The following is a 22,707-nucleotide window of genomic DNA, read 5'->3' as shown; positions in this document are numbered from 1 at the left end:
CGGTCATCGCCCGGCGAATTGCGCTGATACCGCGGCCAACAGGTCCGCCAGGTCGGTGGCGCCGCCGGGTGGGTCGGGCAGGCGGACGGGTCCGCGCCGGCGACTCGGCAGCAGGATCGTGGCGTGTCCCGGCGTGGTGACCTGGTCACGGTGATTGGTGGCGGCGAGATCGAGATCGACCGCGGGGCGCTCGCCCTCGGCGAGATATTTGCGCACGACCGTTCCGGTGATGGTGTGCACGTCGCCCACGTAATTGAAGAGGCGGAATTCGCAATCCAGTTTCCACAGCCACGCGTCGTCACCCATCCAGTCGGTGCAGAGGTGGATCAACCAGGTTTCCCGCATGCGGCCGTAGTCAAAAGTATTGGGGTTTCCTGCGTTTCGGGCCGCACCCGGTTCCCAATGCACCCGCTGCTGGACGTCCGGCACGCCCTGCTCGTCCAGGGTGTAGAAGCGTGGGATGCGCTGACGGTTGCGCCACGCCAGGCGCAGAGGCCGAACACCGTACAGTCCCATGCCCATACCAACGTGCCAGCAGACCATGTCGGTAACCGTGAGCGGCCCTTTGGTCAGCGGACCGACCTCGTCGCCCTCCTCGACGTCCTCCCACCAGCGCGGGTCCGCGCCGCGCACCGTCTCGCGCGCATACCGTTCGTCAAGCTCGGCGATTTCCTCGTCTGTCCACGTCTTGGGCTCAACGGCGTCGTACTTCTTGCGACCGCGCGCCTTGCTCCGTTCGGTGCGGATCATGTTGCGGTATTGCCCGCCCAGGATGGTGCCCTCGTCGTCACGGAAGACCTGTGCCGACCACTCGTGGATGGCGCGGTCGGCGAACTCACTGGGCTTGTCCAGCGCGGCCACCAACGCGTTTCGCCGAAACACCCGGTGGTTGGCGCGCAACGGCGCCCACCACTCCCGTGCCGATGACGCATAGAACGCATGCACGCCACGCAGCGGATCCCCCTTGGTCAGGGCACGATCCTTTTCGGACAGCGTTGTGACCTCGTCTTCCCCGATCAGCGTGTCGCCGCCGACCAGGGCCGGCGGTGCGATCGCCTCGCCCCAGACGGACTTGGCCGCGTATTCCGGATCGCACCAAAGCGGATTGGCGTCGCCATAGCTTTCGGCGACATGGCGAAACGCATCCTCATTGGGACGAAAATAGTGGGGCGGCTGCGGGTGTGGGACGGCAATACCGATGGTGGCCCGCAATCTGGCCAATCCCTCATCGGTGATCCGGCCGGTCTCGGCCATTCCGATTGCCTCCTCGTGTTGGCCCACTTGGTAGCCGGACTCGCAGCCAGACCGAGTGGAAATTAAGATACCCGAAAAACGGAAACGCCGTTAACGCAGGGGTAGAGGCAGATGGCTGAAGAAAGCTCCGACATCGAGTTGACGATCGGTGACGATGCCGTGGCGCGGGTGAAGATTGATCGTGCTGAGGTCGGAAACTCGTTGTCTCCGTTGGCGCGCGACGCCCTCACCGAGGCCTTCCTGCGAGCAAACGATGATCCAGCCGTGCGCGCAGTGTTACTCACCGCCGCCGGTACCCGGCATTTCTGCGCCGGGGCGGGACTGGCGGGTCCGGAGTCGCCCGCGCGTGAGAAACGTCCCGGCGACGTGGCGCGGATGCTGCAGCAGGGTTGGCAACGCCTGGTGGCCGCCGTGCTGGACTGTGACAAGCCCGTGGTGGCGGCGGTCAAGGGTGTGGCCGCCGGGGCGGGCGGGAGCCTGCTGCTGGCCTGTGACCTGGTCGTCATGTCCACCGAAGCGACACTTGTCGAGGCGTTCGTCCATCGCGGCATCCTGCCGGATTCCGGGGCGGTACACCTGCTGACCAGGATTGTGGGTCTGCGCAAGGCAACGGAGTTGTTGATGCTGGGCGAACCCGTGGACGCCGCGTCCTGCGAGCGGCTCGGCCTGGTGAACCGGGTGGTCGGCCTCGACGAAACCGACGCGGTCGCCGAGGAATTGGCCTTGCGGCTGGCGGCGGGCCCGACCGTGATGTTGGGTCTGACCAAGCGACTGCTGGCTGTTTCATCGGAGTCCGGCCGCGACCGGGCGTTCGAGCAGGAGGCCTGGGCCCAGGAAGCCGTGTCGCGCACCGCGGACCTGCAGGAAGGACTGTCGTCATTCGCCGAGCGCCGCAAGCCCCGCTTCCGCGGCCACTAGCCCGGTACGTCAACCTCTCGCCGGGCCGCCGCGGATGGTGAAGTCCGCGGCGTCGTCGATGTCGTCGATAGCCTCGGCGACCTTCTCCGCGGAAAGCGCGGTGTCCTCGATTCCCTTGGTGACTCCGATGAACACCCGAGACACCTTGCCCGCACCCACCGAGTAGATGTGTGCGGTGCGGTCGCAACGGCGGTGCGCCAGGTAGATCACCACCGGAGTCACGAGTTCGGGATCCATGACCTTGCCTGCCTCGCCCATGATCTTCTCCGTCATGCGGGTTCGGGCGATGGGCGCAATGGCATTGACCGCGATGCCGTTACGGGCGCCCTCGATGGCGAGTACGTGCATCATGCCGACCAAACCCATCTTGGCGGCACCGTAATTCGCCTGGCCGAAATTACCGAAGAGCCCAGTACCCGAGGTTGTCTGCACGATCCGGCCGTAATTCTGCTCCCGCATGATCGGCCACACCGCTCGGGTCACATGGAAGGCGCCGGTGAGGTGCACGGCGATGACGGCATCGACTTGATCGGCGGTCATGTTCTTGAAGGCCGCGTCGCGCAGGATCCCGGCATTGTTCACCAGTACGTCGACCCGGCCGAACGCCTGCATCGCCGCGTCGACGACCGCGGCGCCGCCCTGTTCGGTGGCCACCGAATCGCCGTTGGCGATCGCGGTGCCACCGGCGGCGGTGATTTCGTCCACGACCGCTTGCGCCGCCGAGGTCGAAGCCCCTGTACCGTCCACCGCGCTGCCCAGGTCGTTGACCACGACCCGAGCGCCGCGGCGCGCCAGTTCCAAAGCGTGGCAGCGGCCCAGCCCGCCGCCGGCACCGGTGACAATGGCGACCTGATCGTCGAAAGTCATTGATGACATGGATGAGAGGTTACATTTGCTCAATCGAGAACAGTCATTTGCATCGGAGGGGCTCATGAGCGGCCCGGCGGAGATGCTTCGGCAGGCCCGCCGCCGCGCCGAGTCGTTGCGGCCCCGCTACCGGGCGGCCGGCTACTGGTCGGCGGAGCCCTTCGACGCCGTCCGGTCCGCCGCGGAGCGGTATCCGAGCAGGGTCGCGGTGCGGGTTCGGGGTGCCGAGCTCACCTACGCCGAGCTCGATGCCCGCATCGACACGGCCGCGCAGGCGACGCTTGACGCGGGTGTGGTGCCGGAGGACCCGATACTGCTGGTGGTCGGCAATGACGTGGATTCGGTCGTGGCTGTGCACGCCGCGTTGCGGATCGACGCGGTGGTGTTACTGGTGCCGCGTAGCGCCGGGCCGGCCCAGGTGGCGGAGGTCATCTCGAACACCGGCATCGGGTACGGGTCGGCGCCGAACTGGCCGCCGATCGCCGGGCACGAGCTGTCCGGTCATTGTCGGTGGATCGAGGTGGGCAATGGCGAACCCGACCGCGTGCCGCGGTTGCGACCGGCGCGTGCGGCCGATGAGCCGTGTCTGGTGCTCTACACCTCGGGCACGACGTCACGGCCCAAGGGCGTCATCCACTCCCTCAGCACACTGGCGAAGGCATCGACCAACTACATTGCGGCGGCTGGACTTACGGACGACGACCGCATTTTTCTGATCAGCCCGCTGGCCTCGGTCACCGGAGTCGTGCAGGCGCTGTTCATCGCGCCCATGCTCGGGGTACCCGTTGTGCTGGAGGATCGCTTCAATCCCGCGGCGACATGTGACTTGCTGCTGGCTTCGGGGGCGACCTGGTACGGCGGACCCGACCGGCTGCTGGACCGGGTGCTCGACGAGGCGGTCGCGCGGGGAGCCGCCGTACCGCTGCGCGCGGTCTATCTCGGCGGCACCATGCTGGACCAGGGAATCGTGGCGCGCATCGAGGACGTTTTCGGTGTGCTGGTCATGCGCGCCTACGGGTCTTCGGAGGTGCCGGTAAGCACGTCGGGCCTGCGGGACGAGCCCAGGGCGGTGCGCCACGCCGACGACGGGGTGGCACTCGACGGCGTCGAGCTGCGGATCGGCTCGGCGGCGGAACCGACCGAGTGTTGCATCCGTGGGCCGCACGCTTTTCTGGGATACACCGATCGCGACAGCGATGCCGCGAGTCTGGACGGCCAGTGGTTCCGCACCGGTGACGTCGCCGAACTCAACGGCGGGCGCGTGCGGATCGTCGGCCGGATCAAGGACATCGTGATCCGCAATGGGATGAAGATCCCGGCCGCGGAGGTGGAAAACGCGGTGGCGCGGATCGAGGGGGTGCGCCAGTGCGCCGCCTATCCGGTCGCCGATGCCGCCACCGGCGAGCGACTGGCGGTGGCTGTCGTCGCCGATCGGAAACTCGAGATATCGCTCAACAGCGTCGCTGCGGCACTGATCTCACAGGGGTTGCCCAAATACAAGCTGCCCGAGGAGCTGGTGCTGTGGGACGAGCCGCTGCCCGTCAATGCCAACGGCAAGATCGAGCGCAAGAAACTCGACGCGGCCGCGGCGGGCCGGATCCGGCTGCTTGCCGAGCGGGTTTCCGCTAATCGATGACCGGATGGAAAACCGGGACGACGAATCCGTCCTCATCGGTGCGGAATCCAACCGCGAGTGGCAGGTCGGCGCGCAGGTCGTCGAAGTCGCAGTCCTCCACCACGGTCATCAGACGGGGTCCCTCCTCGAGGTCCACCATCGCCAGCACATAGGGCGTGCGCGCGTCGAACGGTGCCGCGTTCTGGTGCACCACGCTCCACGTGTAGAGGCGCGCCCGGCCGGTAGCCGGCGCCAGGTCGACGTCCTCGCTCCAGCAGTGCGGACAGAACGGCCGTACGTACAGCGACGCCTGACCGCAGGATCGGCAGGTGTTGAGCATCAGCTCGCGATCCTGCACCGCGGACCACCAGGCCTGGCTGTCGAGGTCGATGGTCGGGCGATCCGGCGCCGTCATGACTGTCTCCCGAGAATCATTGTGGCGCTGTGGGTGAAGAAACCACCCATGGCATGGACACACGCCAGCCTGGCGTCCGGGACCTGGCGTGCCGCGCAGTCGCCCCGCAACTGCCGGACCGCCTCCACCATCAGGAACATGCCCCGCATACCGGGATGGCAGCTGGCCAAGCCGCCGCCGTCGGTGTTGGTGGGTAGCGACCCACCGGGGCGCAGCGCGCCCGAGGCGATGAACGGTCCTCCCTCGCCCTTCGCGCAGAAGCCCAAATCCTCCACCGTCAGCAGGACCGTAGAAGTGAACGAGTCGTAAAGCTGGCACACATCGATATCGGCCGGGCTGACGCCGGCTTGCGCAAAGGCTCGCGGCCCCGACCGCATGGCCGGCGATGTGGTGAAGTCAGGCCACTGGTTCATGCTGACGTGCGACGTGGCATCGGCGGCGCCGAGGATCCAAATCGGTTCGCGTGCTGAGTCTTTCGCGACTCGCTCGCTGGCCAGCACCACGGCACCGCCACCGTCGGTGCGGAGGCAGACGTGTTTGGTGGTGAACGGATCGGCCAGCGTCGGTGCGGCCGCGACGTCGTCCACGGTGATGCGGTCGCGCTCGAATGCGTCCGCGTTCATCGCCGCCCACTCATGCGCCGCGACGGCGACTTCGGCCAGCTGCTCGGTGGTGGTGCCGTATTCGATCATGTGCCGCCGGGCCGCCATGGCGTACTTGGCGATGAGCGTCGCTCCGTAGGCCGCCTCGTACTGCAATGGGCCTCCGGTGCCCAGTGCAGCCGCCGATGCGCGGGTTCGACGCTTGACATCCGAACGTGCGGTCGATCCGTAGGTCAACAGGGCGGTGTCGATCTCGCCGTTCGCGATAGCCGTTGCCGCGTGCCCCGCCATGACCTCCCACGAAGACCCGCCGACGTTGGTCGCGTCGACCCAGGAGGGGCGCAACCCGAGGTACTCGCTGACTTCGACCGGGGGGAGCAGCGTTCCGTGTCCGCCGAAGCCGTCGATATCGTCCTTGCTCAGGCCCGCATCGGTGACCGCCCGGCGAGCGGCCTGGGCCATCAGAGCCATGGCGGTCTTGTCCGGAACCCGGCCGCAGTCGGAAAGCCCGACACCGACAATGGCGACGCGGTTGGACGGCATAGCTAATGGTTATCACATCCCGCCCGGCACGATAACGACCGTTCGCCAGAATATGGAAGCGAGATTCTCAGTGGGCTACGGTGAGCCAATGACGGGAACACTGCGGGAGGCGCTGCGGGGAGAAGCGCTGGTGCTGTGTCTGGCCCTGCAGAACTCGCGCACCCCCGATGTCCCTGCGGTTGCCGCGGCGTGCGGGTACGACGCGGTCTACGTCGACCTCGAGCACACATCGACATCCTTGGAGACCGCGCAACTGCTCTGTGTCAGCGCGCTGGGTGCCGGCATCTCCGGTCTGGTGCGGGTACCGTCGGCCGATGCCAGCTTTATTGCCCGTGCGCTCGACATTGGGGCGGTAGGAATCATTGTGCCCCATATTGATTCAGAGGAAGAGGCCCAGGCCGTGGTTCGCGCCGCACGCTTCCCCCCGGTTGGCCGCCGATCGATTTCCGGGCCGAATGCGGTCAGCGGATATGGGTCGAGGACTCCTGCGCAGCTGGTCGAGGTGCTCGAACGGCATACGGTCGTGGCGGTGATGATCGAAACGCCCGAGGGAGTGGCGGCTTGTGAATCGATTGCCTCGGTCGGCGGCATCGACATGATCCTGATCGGACCCAGTGACCTGACCGCGGAAATGGGCATTCATGGGCAGTATGAGAACGAGCATTTCCACCGTGCAGTAGAATCGGTCGCGGCGGCTTGTCGTAGGCACGGCGTGGCGCTCGGAGTGGCTGGAATCAAGTCCCTTGACCTGCTGAAACGTTTTGTAGGACTGGGACTGCGCTTCATCTCGGCGGGGACGGACGTCGGAATGGTGGCCGAAGCGGCCAGCACCCGTGCGCGGGCGCTTCGCGCACTCGACGCGCCGCGGTAGCCAGCAACGTCACAGGAGGATCGGATGCCGACCGCCATCTACACCGAGCAAGTCACCGACCCGATGGCTTGGACCGGCGCCGATGTCAGCAAGGAGGACTTCGTCTTCGACCTCTCGTCTGGCAATGTGGCTGCGCTGGAATCGATCCTGGCCAAGACCGCGGCGAAAGGCCGCGACGACATCACTCCCGAGGACGCTCGGCATCCAGACCTCGACGACGACCTTGCCCGGCTCTACCGGGAACTGATGTTCGGCAGGGGTCTTGCCTGCGTTCGCGGTTTCCCCGTCGCGCAGCACTCAATCGAAGAGCTCGAGCGCATCTATTGGGCGTTCTGCACCCATCTGGGATATCTGGTGTCCAACAACTCTTTCGGGCACCGCATGGTGCGGGTGCAGGAGGAGGTGCTGCCCGGGGGAGTGCAGCCGGCGCGCGGAACCAAGTCACGTGCGGAACTCGCCATGCACAACGATGCCGCCGACATCCTGTCGCTGCTGTGCGTATACCCGGCCGCCACTGGCGGCGAAAGCCAGTTCGCCAGCGGCCCGGCCGCACACAATCGGATACTTGCTGAGCGTCCGGATCTGCTAGGCGTGCTCTACCAGGGATTTCCTCATCATCGTCGCAGCGAGCAACCGGATGACCAGCCGGACGTAACCCCCTACGACGTGCCGGTGTTCTCACAGATCGATGGCCGGATCTGTATCAACTTCACCTACAGCAGCATCCTGCCGGCGATGAAGACGCTCGGTCGAGACTTCACTCCGGAACAGGCCGAGGCGGTGGAGTTGCTCCGCAGCGTACTCGTCGAACAGCAGGTCGAGTTTCGACTCGAATCCGGAGAAGCGGCCGTGGCCAACAACTTCGCGATGTGCCATTCCCGGTCCGACTTCGTCAGCAGCACCGACCCGAAGAAGACGCGGTGTTTCTTGCGCGCCTGGATGGAAGTGCCCCGCAAGGACCGCCGGCTGCCGATCGGGCGCGAGTACTTTCACATGGAGAACAAAGATCTGCGGCTGGGCTACGACGTGGTTGCCGGCCGCGACGGCGCTATCGCACGCAACGACTACAAGAACGTCGACGCGGCATTGGCCGACATGTTCAAGGCCGCGCAGGCTAAACCCAACGTCAAACGATGACCGTTCGTCCGCGCCTGGTCTTCGAGCGCTGGACCGATCCGGTCGCCGGCGAGATCCTCGACCGGGCAGACATCGACCTCGTAGAGCTCGAGCTTGACGCGCCGGACGAGCGAGGCTGGGCCGCACTGGAATCCGCGCACGGCTATCAGGTGGCCACCCGTTCCGACGTGACCCCGTACCCGCGGGGTGTGCAGTGGCTGGCGGGCGCAAGCCTGGTCGGGCGGTGCGAGCAACTGTTGGCGGTGTGCTCGGCCGGGGCGGGTTACGACGTGATCGATGTCGAGGCGTGCACGCGCGCCGGGGTCGCGGTGTGCAACAACTCCGGTCCCGGCGCGGAAGCGGTCGCGGAGCACGCGCTCGGATTCATGCTCGACCTGGCCAAGCGGATCACGGTGGCCGATCGTGCGCTGCGGGCCGGGTCACCGGTGAACCGGATGGCGTTGCGAGGCACGCAGTTGCTCGACAAGACGCTCGGCGTGGTTGGCCTCGGCGCCATCGGCGGTCGCCTGGTGGAGCTGTGCGCGCCGTTCGGTATGGAAGTCCTGGTATTCGATCCTTACCTCGACGAGATCACCGCCCGGAGTCGCGGGGTGCAGCCGGTCACCCTCGGCGAATTGCTCACGCGCTCCGATTTCATCCAGGTGACGTGCCCACTGACCGCTGAAACCAAGGGCTTATTCGGTGCCGAACAATTCGCCGCGATGAAGCCCACGGCCTTCTTCATTACCACCGCGCGGGGTCCAGTGCACGACGAGGCAGCGCTGCTGGGAGCGCTGCGCGACGGCGGGATCGCCGGGGCGGGCCTCGACGTGTTCCATGACGAACCGCCGCGGCCGGACAACCCGCTACTGCACCTCGACAATGTGATCGCGACACCGCATATCGCCGGCATCACGGTGGAGGCTTCCCGCGACCTCGCCGTCGCGACGGCTACCCAGTGGCAGACCATCTTCGGCGGCGGCATGCCACCCCGGCTGCTGAATCCCGACGTCTGGCCGCGGTATTGCGAACGATTCCGCGACGTCTTCGATTTCCGCCCGGAAGCCGCATCGATGCCGAGGAACAGGGGTCACGCCGGGTGACGCACTACGACACCATCGGATTCGAGGTCAGGGGCCGCACGGCCTGTGTGACCCTCAACCGTCCCGAGGTGCTCAATGCGATCAATGACGAGATGATCGCAGAGCTCGCGGTGGCCTACGCGGAAATAGAACGCTCGCAGGATATCTGGACCATGATCGTCACCGGTGCGGGTCGGGCGCTGTGTGTTGGCGCCGACGTGAACAAGGCCGCCGACCATGACATGGAGAATGCGGCCGGCATCGACAATCAGGGCGAGGAGATCTTGAGCTCGATGCGGCAGTGGGATGCACCCCAAGAGGCGACACCGCCGTGGCTGCAGATGACCAAACCCATCATCTGTGCGGTCAACGGGATCGCCTGCGGCGCAGGCATGGATTTGGTGACGACCGCCGACATCACGGTCGCGTCCGAGCGTGCGACGTTGATGGACCCGCACGTCAGCATCGGCGTGACGTCCGGGCGGGAAGGAGTCCGGCTCGCCCGGATACTACCGCTGCCGGTGGCGATGCGGTTGATCTTGATGGGCCGCCACGAGCAACTCGACGCCCAGCGCGCATACGACCTGGGTGTCTTCACCGAAGTGGTGTCGCACGATCGGCTCATGGACCGCGCGTGGGAGATCGCCGATGTGGTCAACTCGAATGCCCCGCTGGCGGTTCGGGGATCACGCATGGCGGTGCGTAAAGGTTTGACATTGCCCATTTACGAGGCCGAGTTGCTGGCCGAGAACTATCGCATGAAGGTCGCTCTGACCAAGGACGCCATTGAGGGACCGCGTGCGTTCTTGGAGAAGCGCAAGCCGGACTGGCAAGCGCGGTAAGCGCAAAACCCGGGTTACACCAGGCCGAAGAAGCGCTTCGCGTTGGTGGACAACACCTTACGTTTGGTTTCTTCGTCCAGGCCTTCGGTCGCCTTGTTCGCGACTTCCATGCTTCTGGGCCAGTTGGTGTCGTTGTGGGGGTAATCGGTCTCGAACATCAGCTGGTCCGGCCCGACCAGGTCGAGGATTCGGAACGCAACGGGGTCGCCGAATGTGGAGAAGTAGACACGGCCGGGCACCTGGCTGCTCGGCGGCTCGGTGAGCAGGGGATGAATGCCGCCCCAGGCCCGGCGGTCCTCCCAAACCTCGTCGACACGTTGCAGGTAGTACGGGATCCAGCCCGCTTGCGCTTCGGCAAAGGCGATCTTGAGGTCGGGGAACTGGATGAGTTTGCCGGAGAACAGCCAATCGACCAGCGCGATCGTGCAATTGACCGCCATCAGAGCGCTGGTGACGACATGCGGCGAGTCGGGTGAGGATTTCGTGAGCGATGAACTCGATCCGATGTGCAGCATGATGCCCACCTGATTGCGTTCACAGGCGGCAAAGAACGGGTCCCAGTAGCCGCTGTGAATCGAGGGCAGGTCGAGGCGCGACGGCAGCTCCGAGAAGCACACGGCGTGCATGCCTTTGGCGGCCACCCGCTCCACCTCCCGGCTGGCGAGTTCGACATCCCAGAGCGGAATGATGCCGAGCGGAATCAGGCGCCCGTTGGAGCCGGCGGCCCACTCGTCGATCTGGAAGTCGTTGTAGGCCTCGACGCACAGCTTCGCGAGCTCTTTGTCCTTGCCATAGAGGAAGCGCTGGCCGCAGAAGCGAACCAGGGTGTTGGGGAAGCATGCCGAGGCTTCGATCCCGGCGATGTCCATGTCGGCGAGCCGGTCGGCCGGACGGAAGCATCCCGGACGCATCTCGTCGTAGGTGATCGGATCGGTGGACAGTTCGTCGAGGTCGTATCCAGCGGCCGCGCTGATCAACGGAATCGGGATCTTCTTGTCCTCGTAGTGCCAGATGTCCGCTGCACGGCCCTCGTCATCCTCCACGAAAGCGACATCGGAAGTGACGCTTGGATCCATGCGCCCGCGGGTACGGACAATGCGCGGCCCGACATCCCGATAGCGTTCGGGCAACCGGGAAGTCCACAAGTCGGCCGGCTCAACCAGATGGTCGTCGGGCGAAACGATGAGGATGTCTGCGCTCAACGCCGTACTCCTTGGTTCTGCAAAAACGAGAATGACCATTTTCACCGTACCGTATGCAGCCGGTCCCGCCGCGGCCGTAGTCAACATTCACCCGCAGGTAGCGCGCGAATGCGCGCGTCGTGCGCGTATTCTTAGCGGCATCATGGCTGCGAAGAAGAGCGCCGGCGCCGATACCAACGCCGGCACAGAAGGTGTCGATACCGACGTCGAACCAACCACCGCTGTCGAACCAACCACCACGTGGCAAGAGCGCACCATCGAGCGGCGCCTCAGTTCGGCGAGAGCTCGCGCTCTCGCCCGCAGTTCGCGGTTCCTGGCGACAGCGCTGGAGTTGGTAGAGGAGTCGGGCAAGGCCGACTTCACGATCCAGACCCTGATCGACCGGTCCAACCTCAGCCTGCGGGCGTTCTACCAGCACTTCGCCGGCAAGGAAGAGCTGATGCTGGCGTTGTACGAGAACGTCACCAGTCAGTTCACCGAGAACATCCGGCAAGAGGTTGCGGCCGCGGACGGGCCGATGGAGCAGCTGGAAGCCTTTTGCCGCGGCGTCCTGTACCGGGCCGAGTCCTCGGAATCGGTAGGCGGACGGGTGATGACGATCTACAACCTGAGTTTGGAGATCAACCGGCCGGCCGACTTCGCCAAGGTGTGGGAGCCACACCTGAAATTGCTGACCAAGATCATCACCTCATGCGCACGAGCGGGGTTGGTGCGCAACGATCTCACCCCCCAGCAGCTGACCACGCTACTGAACACAACACTGACCGCACTGGCTCAGATCGGTGTATTCCATTTGGGCGGTAAGGGATCCAAGCTCACCGAGGACCAGTTGTGGGCGTGGTGCAAGCAGGCGGTCAGCCCGCCCGCCCCGGACGCCACCGCCAAGGCGCCGCGGAAGGCGGCTGCGCGCGCAGCCGCGCCCCGCCGGGTGCGGAAGCTAACGGGGTAATCCGAGTCCGCGCTGGGCGATGATGCTGCGCTGTATCTCGCTGGTGCCCGCGTAGATCGTGGTACCCACGGCGAAGCGGAGCAGATGCTCGAACCGGCCCTGCTGCGGTGCCGTGGGTTCGAAACAGCTGCGCAGTCCGTCGGGGCCGACGAGCTCGACGATGTCCTGGCTGGCCCGCTCGAGCGCCTCGGTGCTGAACAACTTCGACATCGATCCCTCGGCCACCGGCATCCGGCCCTGCTCGGTCATCCAGACGCAGCGGCGTTGTAGCAGCATCGCGACTTCGTTCTCCATCGCCACCCTGGCCAGGCGGCGCCGGACGTCTGGGTCATCGATCGGCGGCGAGCCGTCCTCGGCCCCACAGCCGGCCCAATCCTCGGCGTGCTGCAGGAGCCGGGTCAGGTGCGGACCCCAGCCCGACGCGTGCTCGTCCTGCAAGGACAGGCCCATCACCCGCCAGCCATCGTCGACCTCGCCGACCCGCCACTCGTCGCCCAGGCGGACATCCGAATAGAAGGTTATGTTGGTGCGCTCACCGGAAAGCGTCCAGACGGCTTGTACGTCAAAGCCTTCGCTCTCACGCGGGACGAGGAACATGGTGAGCCCCTGGTGCTTGGGCCGTTGGGTATTGGTGCGGGCCAACAGGAAGATGTAGTCGGCGATGTGGCCGTTGGTGGTGAACATCTTGCTGCCGTTGATAATCCAGTCGTCACCGTCGCGTACCGCCCGCGTCGTCGCGGCCGCGACATCCGATCCGCATTCAGGTTCGGTGAAGCCCAAAGCGATCGTGATGTCACCCTTCATGGCGGCATCAAGCACAAGATCCTTCATCGCGGGAGAGCCGACCGCGCGGATGATCGATGCCACCATGCGGGTTGTCTCGGCGAGGTACATGGGCGCGTCAAACCGCATCAGTTCCTCGTTGACCACCTGCGCGTCCCACGCGTTGCGGTTCTGGCCGCCGAACTCGGCCGGCCAGTCCGGCGCGAAATAGCCCTTGTCGACGAGTCCTTTCGTGAAGTCGTCATCGTGCGCGACGCCGCTTCGATAGATGCGTTCGGTGACGTCCGGAGTCAACACCGCATGAAGGTGGGCGCGTACCGCGTCGCGGTACGCCTCGGTATCGGGGTCGAGCTGGAAATGCATTGCAGCGAGACTAGCAATGCCCCGGCCGGGGAAGTCGAGGTGTTAGCCGCCGCGAGAAGGGCTATTCTCGGAGCGCTATGAAGCGGCTCAGTGGCGTCGACGCAATGTTGCTGTACAGCGAAACAGCCGAGATCCACATGCATACGATCAAGGTGGCCGTGGTCGATCTGTCCGCCCTGCCCGCCGGACTGCCCTTCCCCGAGCTGAAAGAGGCCGCCTATCGGGTGCTGCTCGGCCTCGAGCCGCTTCGCTACCGGCTGGTGAGCACACCCGGTCACTACCACCATCCAATGTGGCAGGAGAATGCTCCGATCGACGCCGACTACCACATCAGGCGGGCCGCGGTGGCGCCGCCCGGCGGGCGCCGGGAACTGGATCAATTGATCGGCGCCCTTGCGGCCGTTCCGTTGCAGCGGGACCGTCCACTGTGGGAACTGCATATCGCCGAAGGCCTCGCCGACAACCGCATAGCCGTCATCCTCAAGCTCCACCACGCGCTCGCGGACGGGGTGGCTTCGGCGAACTTGATCGCGAAGGCGCTACGCGAGTACGAATCGCTGTTGCTTGCCGACACCGCAGACAGACCAGAATCGATCCCGCCGACAGGGCGACTCGTGGAAGGTGCCACTCGGGAGCACCTGCGCCAGCTGGCAAGCCTGCCGCCACTGATCTGGCGGACCGGGACGGGTGTGGGACGTGTCTGGCGCCGATCTCGCGAGCGCAGGAAAAACCATGCGCCGAGGCGCCCGGCCCTGCCACCGCCCAGCTTCGCCAACCATGTCGTCTCACCCGGGCGGCGGTTTGCCACCGCTTCGTTGCCGCTGAGCGAGGTGGTGCTGATCAGCAGGAAGCTGGGCGTGACCATCAACGACGTGGTGCTTGCGATAGCGGCCGGAGCGCTGCGTACCCTGCAGCTGCGTTACGGCGGCCGCGTCGACAAGCCACTACTCGCCGGTGTGCCGGCAAGCTTCAACAAATCACCGACGCGGCTCAGCGGCAACGAGTTTGGCTACATGATTCCGCCCTTGCCGATTCACATTGCCGACCCCCTCGAACGGGTGCGGCTGACCTCAGTCGCTGCCGCCGTCGCCAAGGAGAATTTCGCGCTGCGCGGACCCACGCTGATGGCCGAATGGCTGGCTTACCTGCCGCCCCGGTTCTCCCCGGCGATGTTCCGCTGGCAATCACGACGACTCAGTTCCGGCTCGGTGATGAATCTGACCATCTCCAACGTTCCCGGGCCCCGGACCACCCACACACTCGGCGGCGCGCGGATCAGCGAGATCCACTCGGTCGGGCCGCTGGCCGCCGGCAGCGCCCTCAACATCACCGTCTGGAGTTACGTGGACCAGTTGAATGTCTCCGTGCTCACCGATGACATCACGATGGACGACCCGCACGAAGCGACACAGGCAATGACGGATTCCTTCAACGAGATTCGAACAGCTCTGTTGGCGTCGGGTAACTCGCCGGGTGCGCCCCTGGCATCGGCGGCCGGCGACTGAGAAACCGCACGGCCTGTGGATAATGTTACTCTCATCTTTGAGAGCGAGCATATCCGCTCAAGGAATGGACACCGGTGGATCTGAGCCTGTCCGGCGAACAGCGGCAGTTGGTGGAATCCTTCGCCGCGCTGTTCGCGCGCGAGTCGACCGCTGCCCGCGTGCGTGCGGCGGAGCCGCTGGGTTTCGATCCCGACCTGTGGAACGCGTTGGTGGACACGGGTGCCGTCGAGATGGCCGTTGCGGAGGCTGACGGCGGGGCGGGCGCATCGGTACTGGACCTGACTCTTATCGCCGAGCAATTCGGTCGGGCGGTGGCGTCGGCTCCGCTGATCGAAGCACAGGTGGCCGCCCGGTTACTTGGAGATTGTGGTGGAGTGGGCAACGAGTTGCTCGGTCCGGTGCTGGCAGGCGATCGGCTGGTGACGTTCGCCCCGCACGCCGGTCGCCACCGGTGTCTGCGGCTGGTCCCGGCCGGTGCGGTCGCGGACTGGGTGATCGCAATGGTGGACGGGCAATTGTTGGCGGTCCCACTGCGGGACAACCGGACCCCTATCGAGAATCTTGGATCGTTGCCGTTGGCGGACATTGCGATTGACGGCGACTACGTCCTACTCGCCGAGGGCGCGTCGGCCAGCGACCTGTTCGGTACGGCACTGGATCTGTGGCTGACCTTGACCGCGGCGGCGCTGACCGGTGCGGCCGCCCGAGCAGTGGAGTTCGCGGTCGACTACGCGAAGCAGCGCCAGGCATTCGGCGCCGCTATCGGCTCCTTTCAGGCAGTTTCACATCCGTTGGCCGACAGCGCGACCGCCGCCGCCGGGTCACGGCTCCTCGCGCTGCGGGCGGCATGCGCCGACACCGATGAACCCGACCGCATGTGTCAACTGGCGGCCATGGCGTTCGCGTTCGCCTACGAGACTGCGCGCGACGCAACACGACGCAGCCTGCACATCCACGGCGGCTATGGGTTCAGCATGGAATGCGATGTCCAGTTGTACTACCGCCGAGTCCGCGGCTGGGCATTGGTTTACGGCGAATCGGCCGTCGCGCTGGATCGTGTTGCCGATGCCCGCTACGGAAAGGGCGTGCATGGCCGACGGACATCGTAAACCGCGAGTCATTCTCTGGGGCCCTGGGCAGGTCGGGGTCGGTGCATTGCGTGCCCTCATCGCGCACCCGGGCCTGGAGCTTTGCGGTGTGGTCGTGTATTCAGAGGCCAAAGAGGGCAAGGACGCCGGCGAGCTGTGCGGCATGCCGGCGACCGGCGTCGTCGCCACCCGCGACATCGGAGCCGCGCTGGCCGGTGACGCTGACGTGGTGGCCTACTTCGCGTCCGGTGACTATCGCTATCCCGAAGCGGCACAGGACATTGCACGCTGCCTACGCGCCGGCAAGCACGTGGTGTGTACCTCGCTGGTGCCGATGTGTTACCCGCCCGCTGCCGACCGCGAAACCGTCGACCTGTTGGCCGCCGCGTGCCGGGAAGGCAACAGCAGCTTCTTCAACAGCGGGGTGGATCCCGGTTGGGCCAACGATGTCATCGCGCTGACGATGACCGGCTTCAGCAGCCGTATCGACAAGGTCACCATGCTGGAGATACTCGACTACGGCCCGATCAACCAGCCGGACATCATGTTCGACTTCATGGGATTCGCCCATCCGCCTGACCATCCGGCGCCGCTCTTCGACACCGAGCGGCTCACCGCATTGTGGGGGCCGATCGTGCACCTGGTTGCCGACGGCCTCGGACTGCCGCTCGACCGCGTCGAGGCGACCATCGAAAAATGGCTTGCCACAGAGCGTTACGAGGTCGCCTCCGGCTGGATCGAGCCGGGAACGATGGGCGGGATGCGGTTCAAACTCGCGGGCATCGTCGACGGCGAGGAGCGCGTTGTACTCGAACACTTCACTCGCATGGGTGAAGGCTCAGCTCCGCACTGGCCCCGGCATCCCTCCCCGCATGGCGGATATCGCGTCATCGTGGACGGGTTGCCCACCTACACGGTCGACATCGAAATGCACGGGCGCGGAAGCAATATGCGCGGCCTGACCTACGCGACCGTGATGCGTGAGTTGAACGCCATTCCCGCCGTCATTGCCGCACCACCGGGACTGCTGTCCACATTGGACCTGCCACTGGTCACCGGTCCCGTGCGCGGCGCTCAGTGGCGTGGGGTCCTGCCGGGATTGCGACAAGCATGACTGCGGCGTCGGGGCGGCCAACGGCTGCCGATCTGTGGGACGTCATGCGCACCGCTTCCGCCGTGCGGCGCTACCGTGACGAACGCGTTCCCGACCATGTGCTCGAGCGGTGTCTGCTGGCCGCCACCTGGGCCCCGTCCGGCGGCAACCAGCAGCCGTGGAAGTTCGTCGTGCTCAAATCCGCCGCGGCCCGCGGGATCGTGACCGCCGGGGCAAACCGGACCTGGCAGGCGATGACCGACTTCTACCACCTCTCGGCGCCCGATGACGGGGCAGACGACCCCAAGTCGCGCGCGCTGCGCACCGTGGCCGAGCACACCCAGACCGGGGGAGCGGCGCCCGTGCTGGTGCTGTTCTGCATCCGCCCCCAGCCCGGGGCCTCCGAACTCCAACAGGGGGGTTCGATCTTTCCCGCGGTGCAGAACTTCCTGCTCGCCGCCCGCGCGCAAGGACTGGGTGCGGCGATCACCTTGTGGCACTCCTCGTGCGAAAGCGAATTGCGAACCGTCGCAGGCATTCCCGACGACTGGCAGATCGCCGCGCTGCTCACCGCGGGCTGGCCGAAAGGCGGACACCGTCCGGTCCGGCGCAAGCCGGTGTCGGAGGTGGCGGTGACCGACCGGTGGGACAACCCCTGGCCCGGCAGTTCGCCCGAGGGTTAGCTTGAGGTGAGCAACAGGGCGGTGGCGGCGACGGTTTCGACGAGGAAGTAGAACCAGTTGGGATAGAACGGGGTTCGGCCTTCGATGGCGGCCGACACCAGCCGACCGACAGCCATGCCACCCAAGGCCAGTCCGACGGTCAACATGATCCCGCTGCGGGAGCTCGAGTCGACGGCGGCGAAGGCCAGCACACCCGCGATCGCACAACCGAAGCCGCCGTAGACGGCCCGCACCTCGGAGCGCGACGTGCGTTCGGGCAGGGCGATGCCGAACACCCCGATCATCCGGGCCGGCGCGGCGAGCGCGTAGACGCCCATGCCGAGAAAAAACGCCGCGGTCACGACGAGCACGGTGAGCGTCATCGCGTCCTCCTACAAGTCCTTCTACAATTCCACGACGGTGCCGGCCGTCGGGTCCACCTTCCCGTCGAGCAGTCCCAGGTAGGCCCGCTGGATCTCGTCCTGGCTAGAGATACGCTCCACCCGTAGCCATTTCGACGCCCAGTCGGCGAACGGACCCCACGCGTGGGCGACCTGCTCGTCGAGTTTGGCGGTGCCCCAGTCGGCGCCACGCTTCTTGATGCGATCCGGGGCGAAGAAGAATACGGGCTTCGGTCCCGCGAGCTCACCGCTGTCGTGCGCCATCTGCGTCCAGTGGGTCATGCCGACCGCGGAGCTGTGGGCAAGGCGGTCGCCGTAGTGGGAATGCACGGCGGTGCGGACCGCGCCGTCACCGGAGATGTCGATGTAGACGGCACGGTCACCTGGCAACGCAGAGATGTCGTCATACAGGACAACCGAGTCGTAGATACCGAGTCCCTCGACAAAACCCCGGTTGCCCGCCGACGTCAGACCGGCGACGTGGATACCCTGCCGCTTGGCGAGCAGGTAAGCCGCGATGATCGCGGTCTTCGACGAAGCGCTGGAGATGACGATGGTGTCCGCCCCGAAAAAGCCTTCGTCCGAGACGAAGTCGTCGATGAGAAACGACGTGAAAAACAGCGGGAAAAACAGGATGTGCTCCGCTTCGCGGTCAGCCGAATAGACCGGATCGGTTCGGACGTCGCGGTATCCCTGGTAGGCCGAGGGCAATGCGGCGCGGTGCGGCGCGGCGTCGACGAAGCCCTTTTCGTTGATGCGGTCCGGGACAACCAACAGGTGGCTGGCACACGGCAGGTAGCCGTAGACCCGCATGCCGTCGGCCAGATCGGGATGCCGCGACTGCTCGACGTGGGCGTAGCCCCAGACGTTGAGCTTGCCCCACTCCGGCTCCGAGGCGGGGAAGAAGTCCCAGTACCGCATCGCTTCACCGAACACGGCGTAGGTGATGTTGTTGGCGGTCAGCCCAAAGGATTCGACGCGAAGCAGAGCTTGGCCGTCCTGCGCCGATGGCGTGGCGTCGGAAAGGAAGCGGGTCTGATGCAGATCGGTGCGGCTCAACTCGAAATCCATGGCCGTCAGCCTAGCCGTCCGTCCAGTTAATCATGTACCATGCGGTACATGATTACGAAGAGCAGCGTGGAGATCGACGCACCCGCAACCTTGGTATGGGACGTGTTCACCGATGTCGAACGCTGGCCGGAGTGGACCGCCTCGGTCACCCGCCTGGCCGGCCTGGACGGGTCCGCGCTGGCGGTCGGCAGACGTTTCGAGATCAAGCAGCCGCGGATGCCCAAACTCGTCTGGGAGGTAAGCGAATTGGTGCCGGGCGTCTCGTGGACCTGGGTGCAGCGTTCCCCCGGCGGCACCACATCGGCCAGTCATGCGGTGACACCAGTCGGGGAGGGACGGACGCTGGTAAGTCAGGAGCTCGACCAGCGGGGACCGGTGGGCGCCCTGGTCGGCCGACTCATGCTGCGCACCACTCGCCGCTACCTGGAGCTGGAGGCGCAGGGCCTCAAGGCCCGCAGCGAGCGGTCGCGGCAATCCCTTGGCCCGCACTCCTGATCTCAAGCGGCGCCAGGAGCTGCTCGACGCGCTCGTCGCGGACTTCGCCGCGGGCGGCATCGGGGACCGGTCGCTGCGCGATGTGGCGGCCGCCGTCGGCACCAGCCACCGCATGCTGCTGCACCACTTCACCTCCCGCGACGACTTGTTGCTTGCGATCGTGGAGGAGGTCGAACGTCGCCAGATGGCGATCCTGGCCGACATGCCGGGTGAGCCGGCCGACGCTTTCACCGCCATGTGGACGGTGCTGTGCCGTCCTGACCTGAGGCCGTTCGAACGGCTCTTTTTCGAGTGCTACTCCCGTGGCGTCCAGGGCGAGGAGCCCTTCGTCCGCATGGTGCCGGGCGCGGTGGATACCTGGCTGGCCGAGGTGGAGACGGCGGCCGGCGGTACGGACAACCCGGCGCTGGTGCGCCTCGGCCTGGCGGTCACGCGCGGCTTGCTGCTCGACCTGGTCGCCACCGACGACGACAGCGGGGTGGGCGCCGCCGCGCAGGTGTTTGCCGATCTCCTGCGGCGACCGGGACGCAAATAGCCACCTCCTTGCGTTGAATAGGTTCGCAGCCACACGTAAGGAGATGCGCGTGAAGATTCGATTCGGGATCGGACTGGGTGCGGAGACCGCTCCCGGGCAGCTCGCCGACATCGTCGACCGGTTGGAATCCAGCGGTGTGGACTCGTTGTGGTTCTCCGAGCTTGTCTACACCCCGGCGGTGGATCCCACGGTGGGCATGGCCTACGCCCTGGCGCGCACCACCCGACTGAAAGTCGGCACTTCGGTCGCGGTCTTGCCGGGTCGGCATCCGGTGCTGGTCGCCAAGTCGCTGGCCTCGCTGGCGGCGCTGGCGCCCAAGCGGGTGCTCCCGGCGTTCGGGCTGCGGTCGGCGATTCCCGCTGAACGTGAGGTATTCGTGGTGCCGGACGGCAAGCGGGCGGAGGTGTTCGACGAGTCGCTGAAGGTGTTGCGCGCAGCCCTGATTGAGGATTCGGCCAGCTACGCCGGCAGGTTCTTCACGGTGGGTGGGGCCGCGGTCGCGCCGCGGCCGGTGCCGCCCCTGGACATCTGGCTGGGCGGGTCCTCGGCGGCGGCGTTCCGCCGTATCGGCGCCCTGGCCGACGGTTGGCTGGGCAGCTTTCTCACCCCCGAAGAAGCGGCGCGGGGGCGTGCGGCGATCGAACGCGCCGCGGCGGACGCGGGCCGGCGTATCGATGCGGATCATTTCGGCATCTCGTTGGCGGTCGCCGACGCAGAGCTGCCCGAGGAACTGGTCGCGGCGGTGCGTCGGCGTCGCCCAGATGTCGATCCCGGTCAGCTGGTGGCAGCCGGGTGGGACGCGTTGCATCGGCAACTCGACGCCTACCTGGAGGCCGGATTGACGAAGTTCGTCATCCGGCCGGTCGGCACGGCGCCGCTGGACGGGTTCATCGACCGGTTCGTCGACGAGTTGGTCAGTCGCCAGAATTGAGCAGCGCGAAGAACCGATAGGACGGATCATTCGCGTCGAGCGCACCCTTGAGCGTGTCCTTGGTGATCGGGTGGCTGGAGTCCATTGCGGAGGGATCGCTCACCCGCGCCCAGTCCGTCACGATCGTCCGCTCGGTGAACTTCCATGCGCCACTGCGCTTCTCGTACTTGTCCAGGTAGCGGCCACCGATGATGAGATCGACGTCCCGGCTCCGCCCGGCCAGGGTGTGCACCGCGAGTGAGTAGATCTCGCCTTCGGCCCGCTGCCCGGCGATCGCGAAGTTCATCGTGGTGACGTGGTGCTGCATCATCCGGATGTGGGGGCGGGAGGCGCTGAGTTGCTGCAGGAATTGGTCCGCGGTGCCCGTCGAGAATGCTCCGTGACTGTCGAGCGCGTCATGGTGATACAGACTCCGGAGTCCGTCGATGTCGCCACGGTCGACGGCGCGGCAATAGGCATGAACGAGCTTTCGGAGGTGATACTCGTCGATCATCTCCTGCGGTATGGGATCGGTCGTTGTCATCGCTTTTCAGAATTTCGCGACGGCACCGGCATCGACGGGCAGTGCCGCCCCGGTGATGTACTGCGCCTCATCGGAGGCCAGGAACAGTACGGCGTTGCTGACAGCGCGTGCCTCGATCAGTGGCTTGGGCAGCAGGTGGAATTGGCCGATGATCTCGGCCGCATCGTGCACGGTCGGATCGGAGAGGTCCGGCCGCATGGTGCGGCAGAACCACTCGTTGTCCAGCATCGGCGTCAGGATGTTGCCCGGGTGAATGGAGTTCACCCGGATCCACTGCGGCGCAAGTTCATTGGCCAAAGAATTCATCAGACCCACGACGGCGTGTTTCGCCGACGCATAGTGGGCCATGTAGCCGCCGCCGCGAATACCCAGCATCGAGCTGACCAGGATGATCGATCCGCCCCCGTTGGTCATGTGTGGTAGCGCCGCCTTCACGGTCTGCCAGACGCCGGTCAAGTTGATGTCCAGCATCGTCTGCCACGCGGATTTCTCGATCAGGGCCGCCGGCGCCGGGGTGCCGCTGATTCCGGCGTTGGCCACGACGATGTCGACCGCCCCCAGAGCGGCCACCCCCTGTTCGAGCGCGACGCGGAGACTGTCCAGGTTGCGCACATCGGCCTTGGCGGTGACGACGCGCCGTCCCGACTTTTCCACCAGGGCGGCCGTGTCCGCGAGGTCGTCCTCGGTGGCCCCCGGGTAGGCGACGCCGTCAATGTCCTCGCAGACATCCACCGCGATGATGTCGGCGCCCTCCTCAGCCAGCCGGACCGCGTGTTCGCGACCCTGGCCGCGTGCCGCGCCGGTGATGAATGCGACCTTGCCGGCGACTCTGCCGACTGAATTGCCTGCCATCGCTACCTTTCGCCAGGATGATCCGCACCAAGTCAAACACGGGTGCGCACGGGCCGTTGCGTGGCCACCGGCAGCGGGGTAGACACACGAGTATGCGCTCCCCGATCCGCCGGACTGGTTGAGGCCGGC

The 22,707-nt window shown here is 66.0% G+C and carries 24 protein-coding genes; 14 read left to right on the top strand and 10 right to left on the bottom strand.

Translation table 11 applies throughout. From position 1 onward, the window contains the following. Positions 1 to 3: 3 nt before the first annotated feature. Positions 4 to 1,254 carry a hotdog family protein gene (locus tag A5645_RS24195; protein ID WP_065131327.1) on the bottom strand — a complete coding sequence of 417 codons (1,251 nt, stop codon included), beginning with the start codon at positions 1,252 to 1,254 and terminating at the stop codon, positions 4 to 6. Positions 1,255 to 1,365: 111 nt separating this feature from the next. Here A5645_RS24195 and A5645_RS24190 point away from each other — a divergent pair, with 111 nt between their 5' ends. Then, positions 1,366 to 2,172 (top strand): enoyl-CoA hydratase/isomerase family protein, encoded by an 807-nt coding sequence (locus tag A5645_RS24190; RefSeq protein WP_065131326.1) that lies wholly within the window; start codon positions 1,366 to 1,368, stop codon positions 2,170 to 2,172. Positions 2,173 to 2,181: 9 nt separating this feature from the next. Here A5645_RS24190 and A5645_RS24185 read toward each other — a convergent pair whose 3' ends face one another. Next, the gene (locus tag A5645_RS24185; protein WP_065131325.1) at positions 2,182 to 3,048 is read right to left on the bottom strand and encodes an SDR family NAD(P)-dependent oxidoreductase; all 867 of its coding nucleotides are present in this window, start codon (positions 3,046 to 3,048) and stop codon (positions 2,182 to 2,184) included. 55 nt (positions 3,049 to 3,103) lie between these two features. Between A5645_RS24185 and A5645_RS24180 the strand changes: the two genes are divergently transcribed. Further along, a complete protein-coding gene (locus A5645_RS24180; protein ID WP_065131324.1) occupies positions 3,104 to 4,675 on the top strand; it encodes a class I adenylate-forming enzyme family protein in 1,572 nt (523 codons plus the stop codon). Here A5645_RS24180 and A5645_RS24175 read toward each other — a convergent pair. Both A5645_RS24175 and A5645_RS24170 read right to left on the bottom strand, forming a co-directional pair. After that, positions 4,665 to 5,069: a Zn-ribbon domain-containing OB-fold protein gene (locus A5645_RS24175; protein ID WP_065038145.1), complete on the bottom strand. Its 405-nt coding sequence runs from the start codon at positions 5,067 to 5,069 to the stop codon at positions 4,665 to 4,667. The genes A5645_RS24180 and A5645_RS24175 overlap by 11 nt on opposite strands. After that, positions 5,066 to 6,214: an acetyl-CoA acetyltransferase gene (locus A5645_RS24170; RefSeq protein WP_065131323.1), complete on the bottom strand. Its 1,149-nt coding sequence runs from the start codon at positions 6,212 to 6,214 to the stop codon at positions 5,066 to 5,068. The genes A5645_RS24175 and A5645_RS24170 overlap by 4 nt, the downstream gene beginning before the upstream one ends. Before the next feature lie 52 nt (positions 6,215 to 6,266). On the opposite strand from A5645_RS24170, the gene A5645_RS24165 reads away from it, so the two are divergent. Genes A5645_RS24165 through A5645_RS24150 form a run of 4 tightly spaced genes read left to right on the top strand, consistent with a single transcriptional unit; the run spans position 6,267 to position 10,125 of the window. Then, entirely contained in the window at positions 6,267 to 7,085 is an 819-nt protein-coding gene (locus A5645_RS24165) for an HpcH/HpaI aldolase family protein (RefSeq protein WP_065131322.1), read from the top strand. Between the two features lie 24 nt (positions 7,086 to 7,109). Beyond that, positions 7,110 to 8,222, top strand: coding sequence for a TauD/TfdA family dioxygenase (locus A5645_RS24160; RefSeq protein WP_065131321.1), 1,113 nt, complete (start codon positions 7,110 to 7,112; stop codon positions 8,220 to 8,222). Further along, positions 8,219 to 9,304: a hydroxyacid dehydrogenase gene (locus tag A5645_RS24155; protein WP_065131320.1), complete on the top strand. Its 1,086-nt coding sequence runs from the start codon at positions 8,219 to 8,221 to the stop codon at positions 9,302 to 9,304. The genes A5645_RS24160 and A5645_RS24155 overlap by 4 nt, the downstream gene beginning before the upstream one ends. After that, the gene (locus tag A5645_RS24150; RefSeq protein WP_065131319.1) at positions 9,301 to 10,125 is read left to right on the top strand and encodes an enoyl-CoA hydratase/isomerase family protein; all 825 of its coding nucleotides are present in this window, start codon (positions 9,301 to 9,303) and stop codon (positions 10,123 to 10,125) included. Before A5645_RS24155 ends, A5645_RS24150 begins: the two co-directional genes overlap by 4 nt. Before the next feature lie 14 nt (positions 10,126 to 10,139). Here A5645_RS24150 and A5645_RS24145 read toward each other — a convergent pair whose 3' ends face one another. Further along, positions 10,140 to 11,327: an amidohydrolase family protein gene (locus tag A5645_RS24145; protein WP_065131318.1), complete on the bottom strand. Its 1,188-nt coding sequence runs from the start codon at positions 11,325 to 11,327 to the stop codon at positions 10,140 to 10,142. Between the two features lie 142 nt (positions 11,328 to 11,469). Between A5645_RS24145 and A5645_RS24140 the strand changes: the two genes are divergently transcribed. Continuing rightward, positions 11,470 to 12,276 (top strand): TetR/AcrR family transcriptional regulator, encoded by an 807-nt coding sequence (locus A5645_RS24140; RefSeq protein ID WP_065038162.1) that lies wholly within the window; start codon positions 11,470 to 11,472, stop codon positions 12,274 to 12,276. On the opposite strand, the gene A5645_RS24135 is transcribed toward A5645_RS24140, so the two are convergent. Continuing rightward, the gene (locus tag A5645_RS24135) at positions 12,265 to 13,422 is read right to left on the bottom strand and encodes an acyl-CoA dehydrogenase family protein (RefSeq protein ID WP_065131317.1); all 1,158 of its coding nucleotides are present in this window, start codon (positions 13,420 to 13,422) and stop codon (positions 12,265 to 12,267) included. The two genes, A5645_RS24140 and A5645_RS24135, sit on opposite strands and share 12 nt — an antisense overlap. A 77-nt stretch (positions 13,423 to 13,499) precedes the next feature. On the opposite strand from A5645_RS24135, the gene A5645_RS24130 reads away from it, so the two are divergent. The 4 genes from A5645_RS24130 to A5645_RS24115 all read left to right on the top strand — a co-directional run bounded on the left by A5645_RS24130 (position 13,500) and on the right by A5645_RS24115 (position 17,791). Next, positions 13,500 to 14,927: a wax ester/triacylglycerol synthase family O-acyltransferase gene (locus A5645_RS24130; RefSeq protein ID WP_081288539.1), complete on the top strand. Its 1,428-nt coding sequence runs from the start codon at positions 13,500 to 13,502 to the stop codon at positions 14,925 to 14,927. A gap of 74 nt (positions 14,928 to 15,001) precedes the next feature. Further along, entirely contained in the window at positions 15,002 to 16,036 is a 1,035-nt protein-coding gene (locus tag A5645_RS24125; RefSeq protein WP_065131316.1) for an acyl-CoA dehydrogenase family protein, read from the top strand. Next, entirely contained in the window at positions 16,017 to 17,129 is a 1,113-nt protein-coding gene (locus A5645_RS24120; protein ID WP_065131315.1) for an NAD(P)H-dependent amine dehydrogenase family protein, read from the top strand. Before A5645_RS24125 ends, A5645_RS24120 begins: the two co-directional genes overlap by 20 nt. Before the next feature lie 44 nt (positions 17,130 to 17,173). Continuing rightward, complete coding sequence (locus A5645_RS24115) at positions 17,174 to 17,791, top strand: nitroreductase family protein (protein ID WP_065131314.1); 618 nt, start codon at positions 17,174 to 17,176, stop codon at positions 17,789 to 17,791. On the opposite strand, the gene A5645_RS24110 is transcribed toward A5645_RS24115, so the two are convergent. Beyond that, a complete protein-coding gene (locus A5645_RS24110) occupies positions 17,788 to 18,153 on the bottom strand; it encodes a DUF4345 domain-containing protein (protein ID WP_065131313.1) in 366 nt (121 codons plus the stop codon). The genes A5645_RS24115 and A5645_RS24110 overlap by 4 nt on opposite strands. Positions 18,154 to 18,174: 21 nt before the next feature. After that, positions 18,175 to 19,242 (bottom strand): DUF2855 family protein, encoded by a 1,068-nt coding sequence (locus A5645_RS24105; RefSeq protein WP_065131312.1) that lies wholly within the window; start codon positions 19,240 to 19,242, stop codon positions 18,175 to 18,177. A 48-nt stretch (positions 19,243 to 19,290) separates the two neighbouring features. On the opposite strand from A5645_RS24105, the gene A5645_RS24100 reads away from it, so the two are divergent. Genes A5645_RS24100 through A5645_RS24090 form a run of 3 tightly spaced genes read left to right on the top strand, consistent with a single transcriptional unit; the run spans position 19,291 to position 21,203 of the window. After that, entirely contained in the window at positions 19,291 to 19,737 is a 447-nt protein-coding gene (locus A5645_RS24100; protein WP_065036977.1) for an SRPBCC family protein, read from the top strand. Then, positions 19,721 to 20,272: a TetR/AcrR family transcriptional regulator gene (locus tag A5645_RS24095; RefSeq protein ID WP_065131311.1), complete on the top strand. Its 552-nt coding sequence runs from the start codon at positions 19,721 to 19,723 to the stop codon at positions 20,270 to 20,272. The genes A5645_RS24100 and A5645_RS24095 overlap by 17 nt, the downstream gene beginning before the upstream one ends. 49 nt (positions 20,273 to 20,321) lie before the next feature. Next, a complete protein-coding gene (locus tag A5645_RS24090; RefSeq protein WP_065036976.1) occupies positions 20,322 to 21,203 on the top strand; it encodes a TIGR03854 family LLM class F420-dependent oxidoreductase in 882 nt (293 codons plus the stop codon). Here A5645_RS24090 and A5645_RS24085 read toward each other — a convergent pair. Both A5645_RS24085 and A5645_RS24080 read right to left on the bottom strand, forming a co-directional pair. Continuing rightward, complete coding sequence (locus A5645_RS24085) at positions 21,187 to 21,726, bottom strand: nuclear transport factor 2 family protein (protein ID WP_065131310.1); 540 nt, start codon at positions 21,724 to 21,726, stop codon at positions 21,187 to 21,189. The two genes, A5645_RS24090 and A5645_RS24085, sit on opposite strands and share 17 nt — an antisense overlap. 6 nt (positions 21,727 to 21,732) lie before the next feature. Beyond that, positions 21,733 to 22,578, bottom strand: coding sequence for a mycofactocin-coupled SDR family oxidoreductase (locus A5645_RS24080; RefSeq protein ID WP_065131309.1), 846 nt, complete (start codon positions 22,576 to 22,578; stop codon positions 21,733 to 21,735). Positions 22,579 to 22,707 lie beyond the last annotated feature (129 nt).

The sequence above is a fragment of the Mycobacterium asiaticum genome (assembly GCF_001673635.1).
Taxonomy (GTDB): domain Bacteria; phylum Actinomycetota; class Actinomycetes; order Mycobacteriales; family Mycobacteriaceae; genus Mycobacterium; species Mycobacterium asiaticum_C.
Note: the sequence above shows the minus strand (reverse complement) of the source record. Positions and strands in the feature narration are given on the sequence as shown.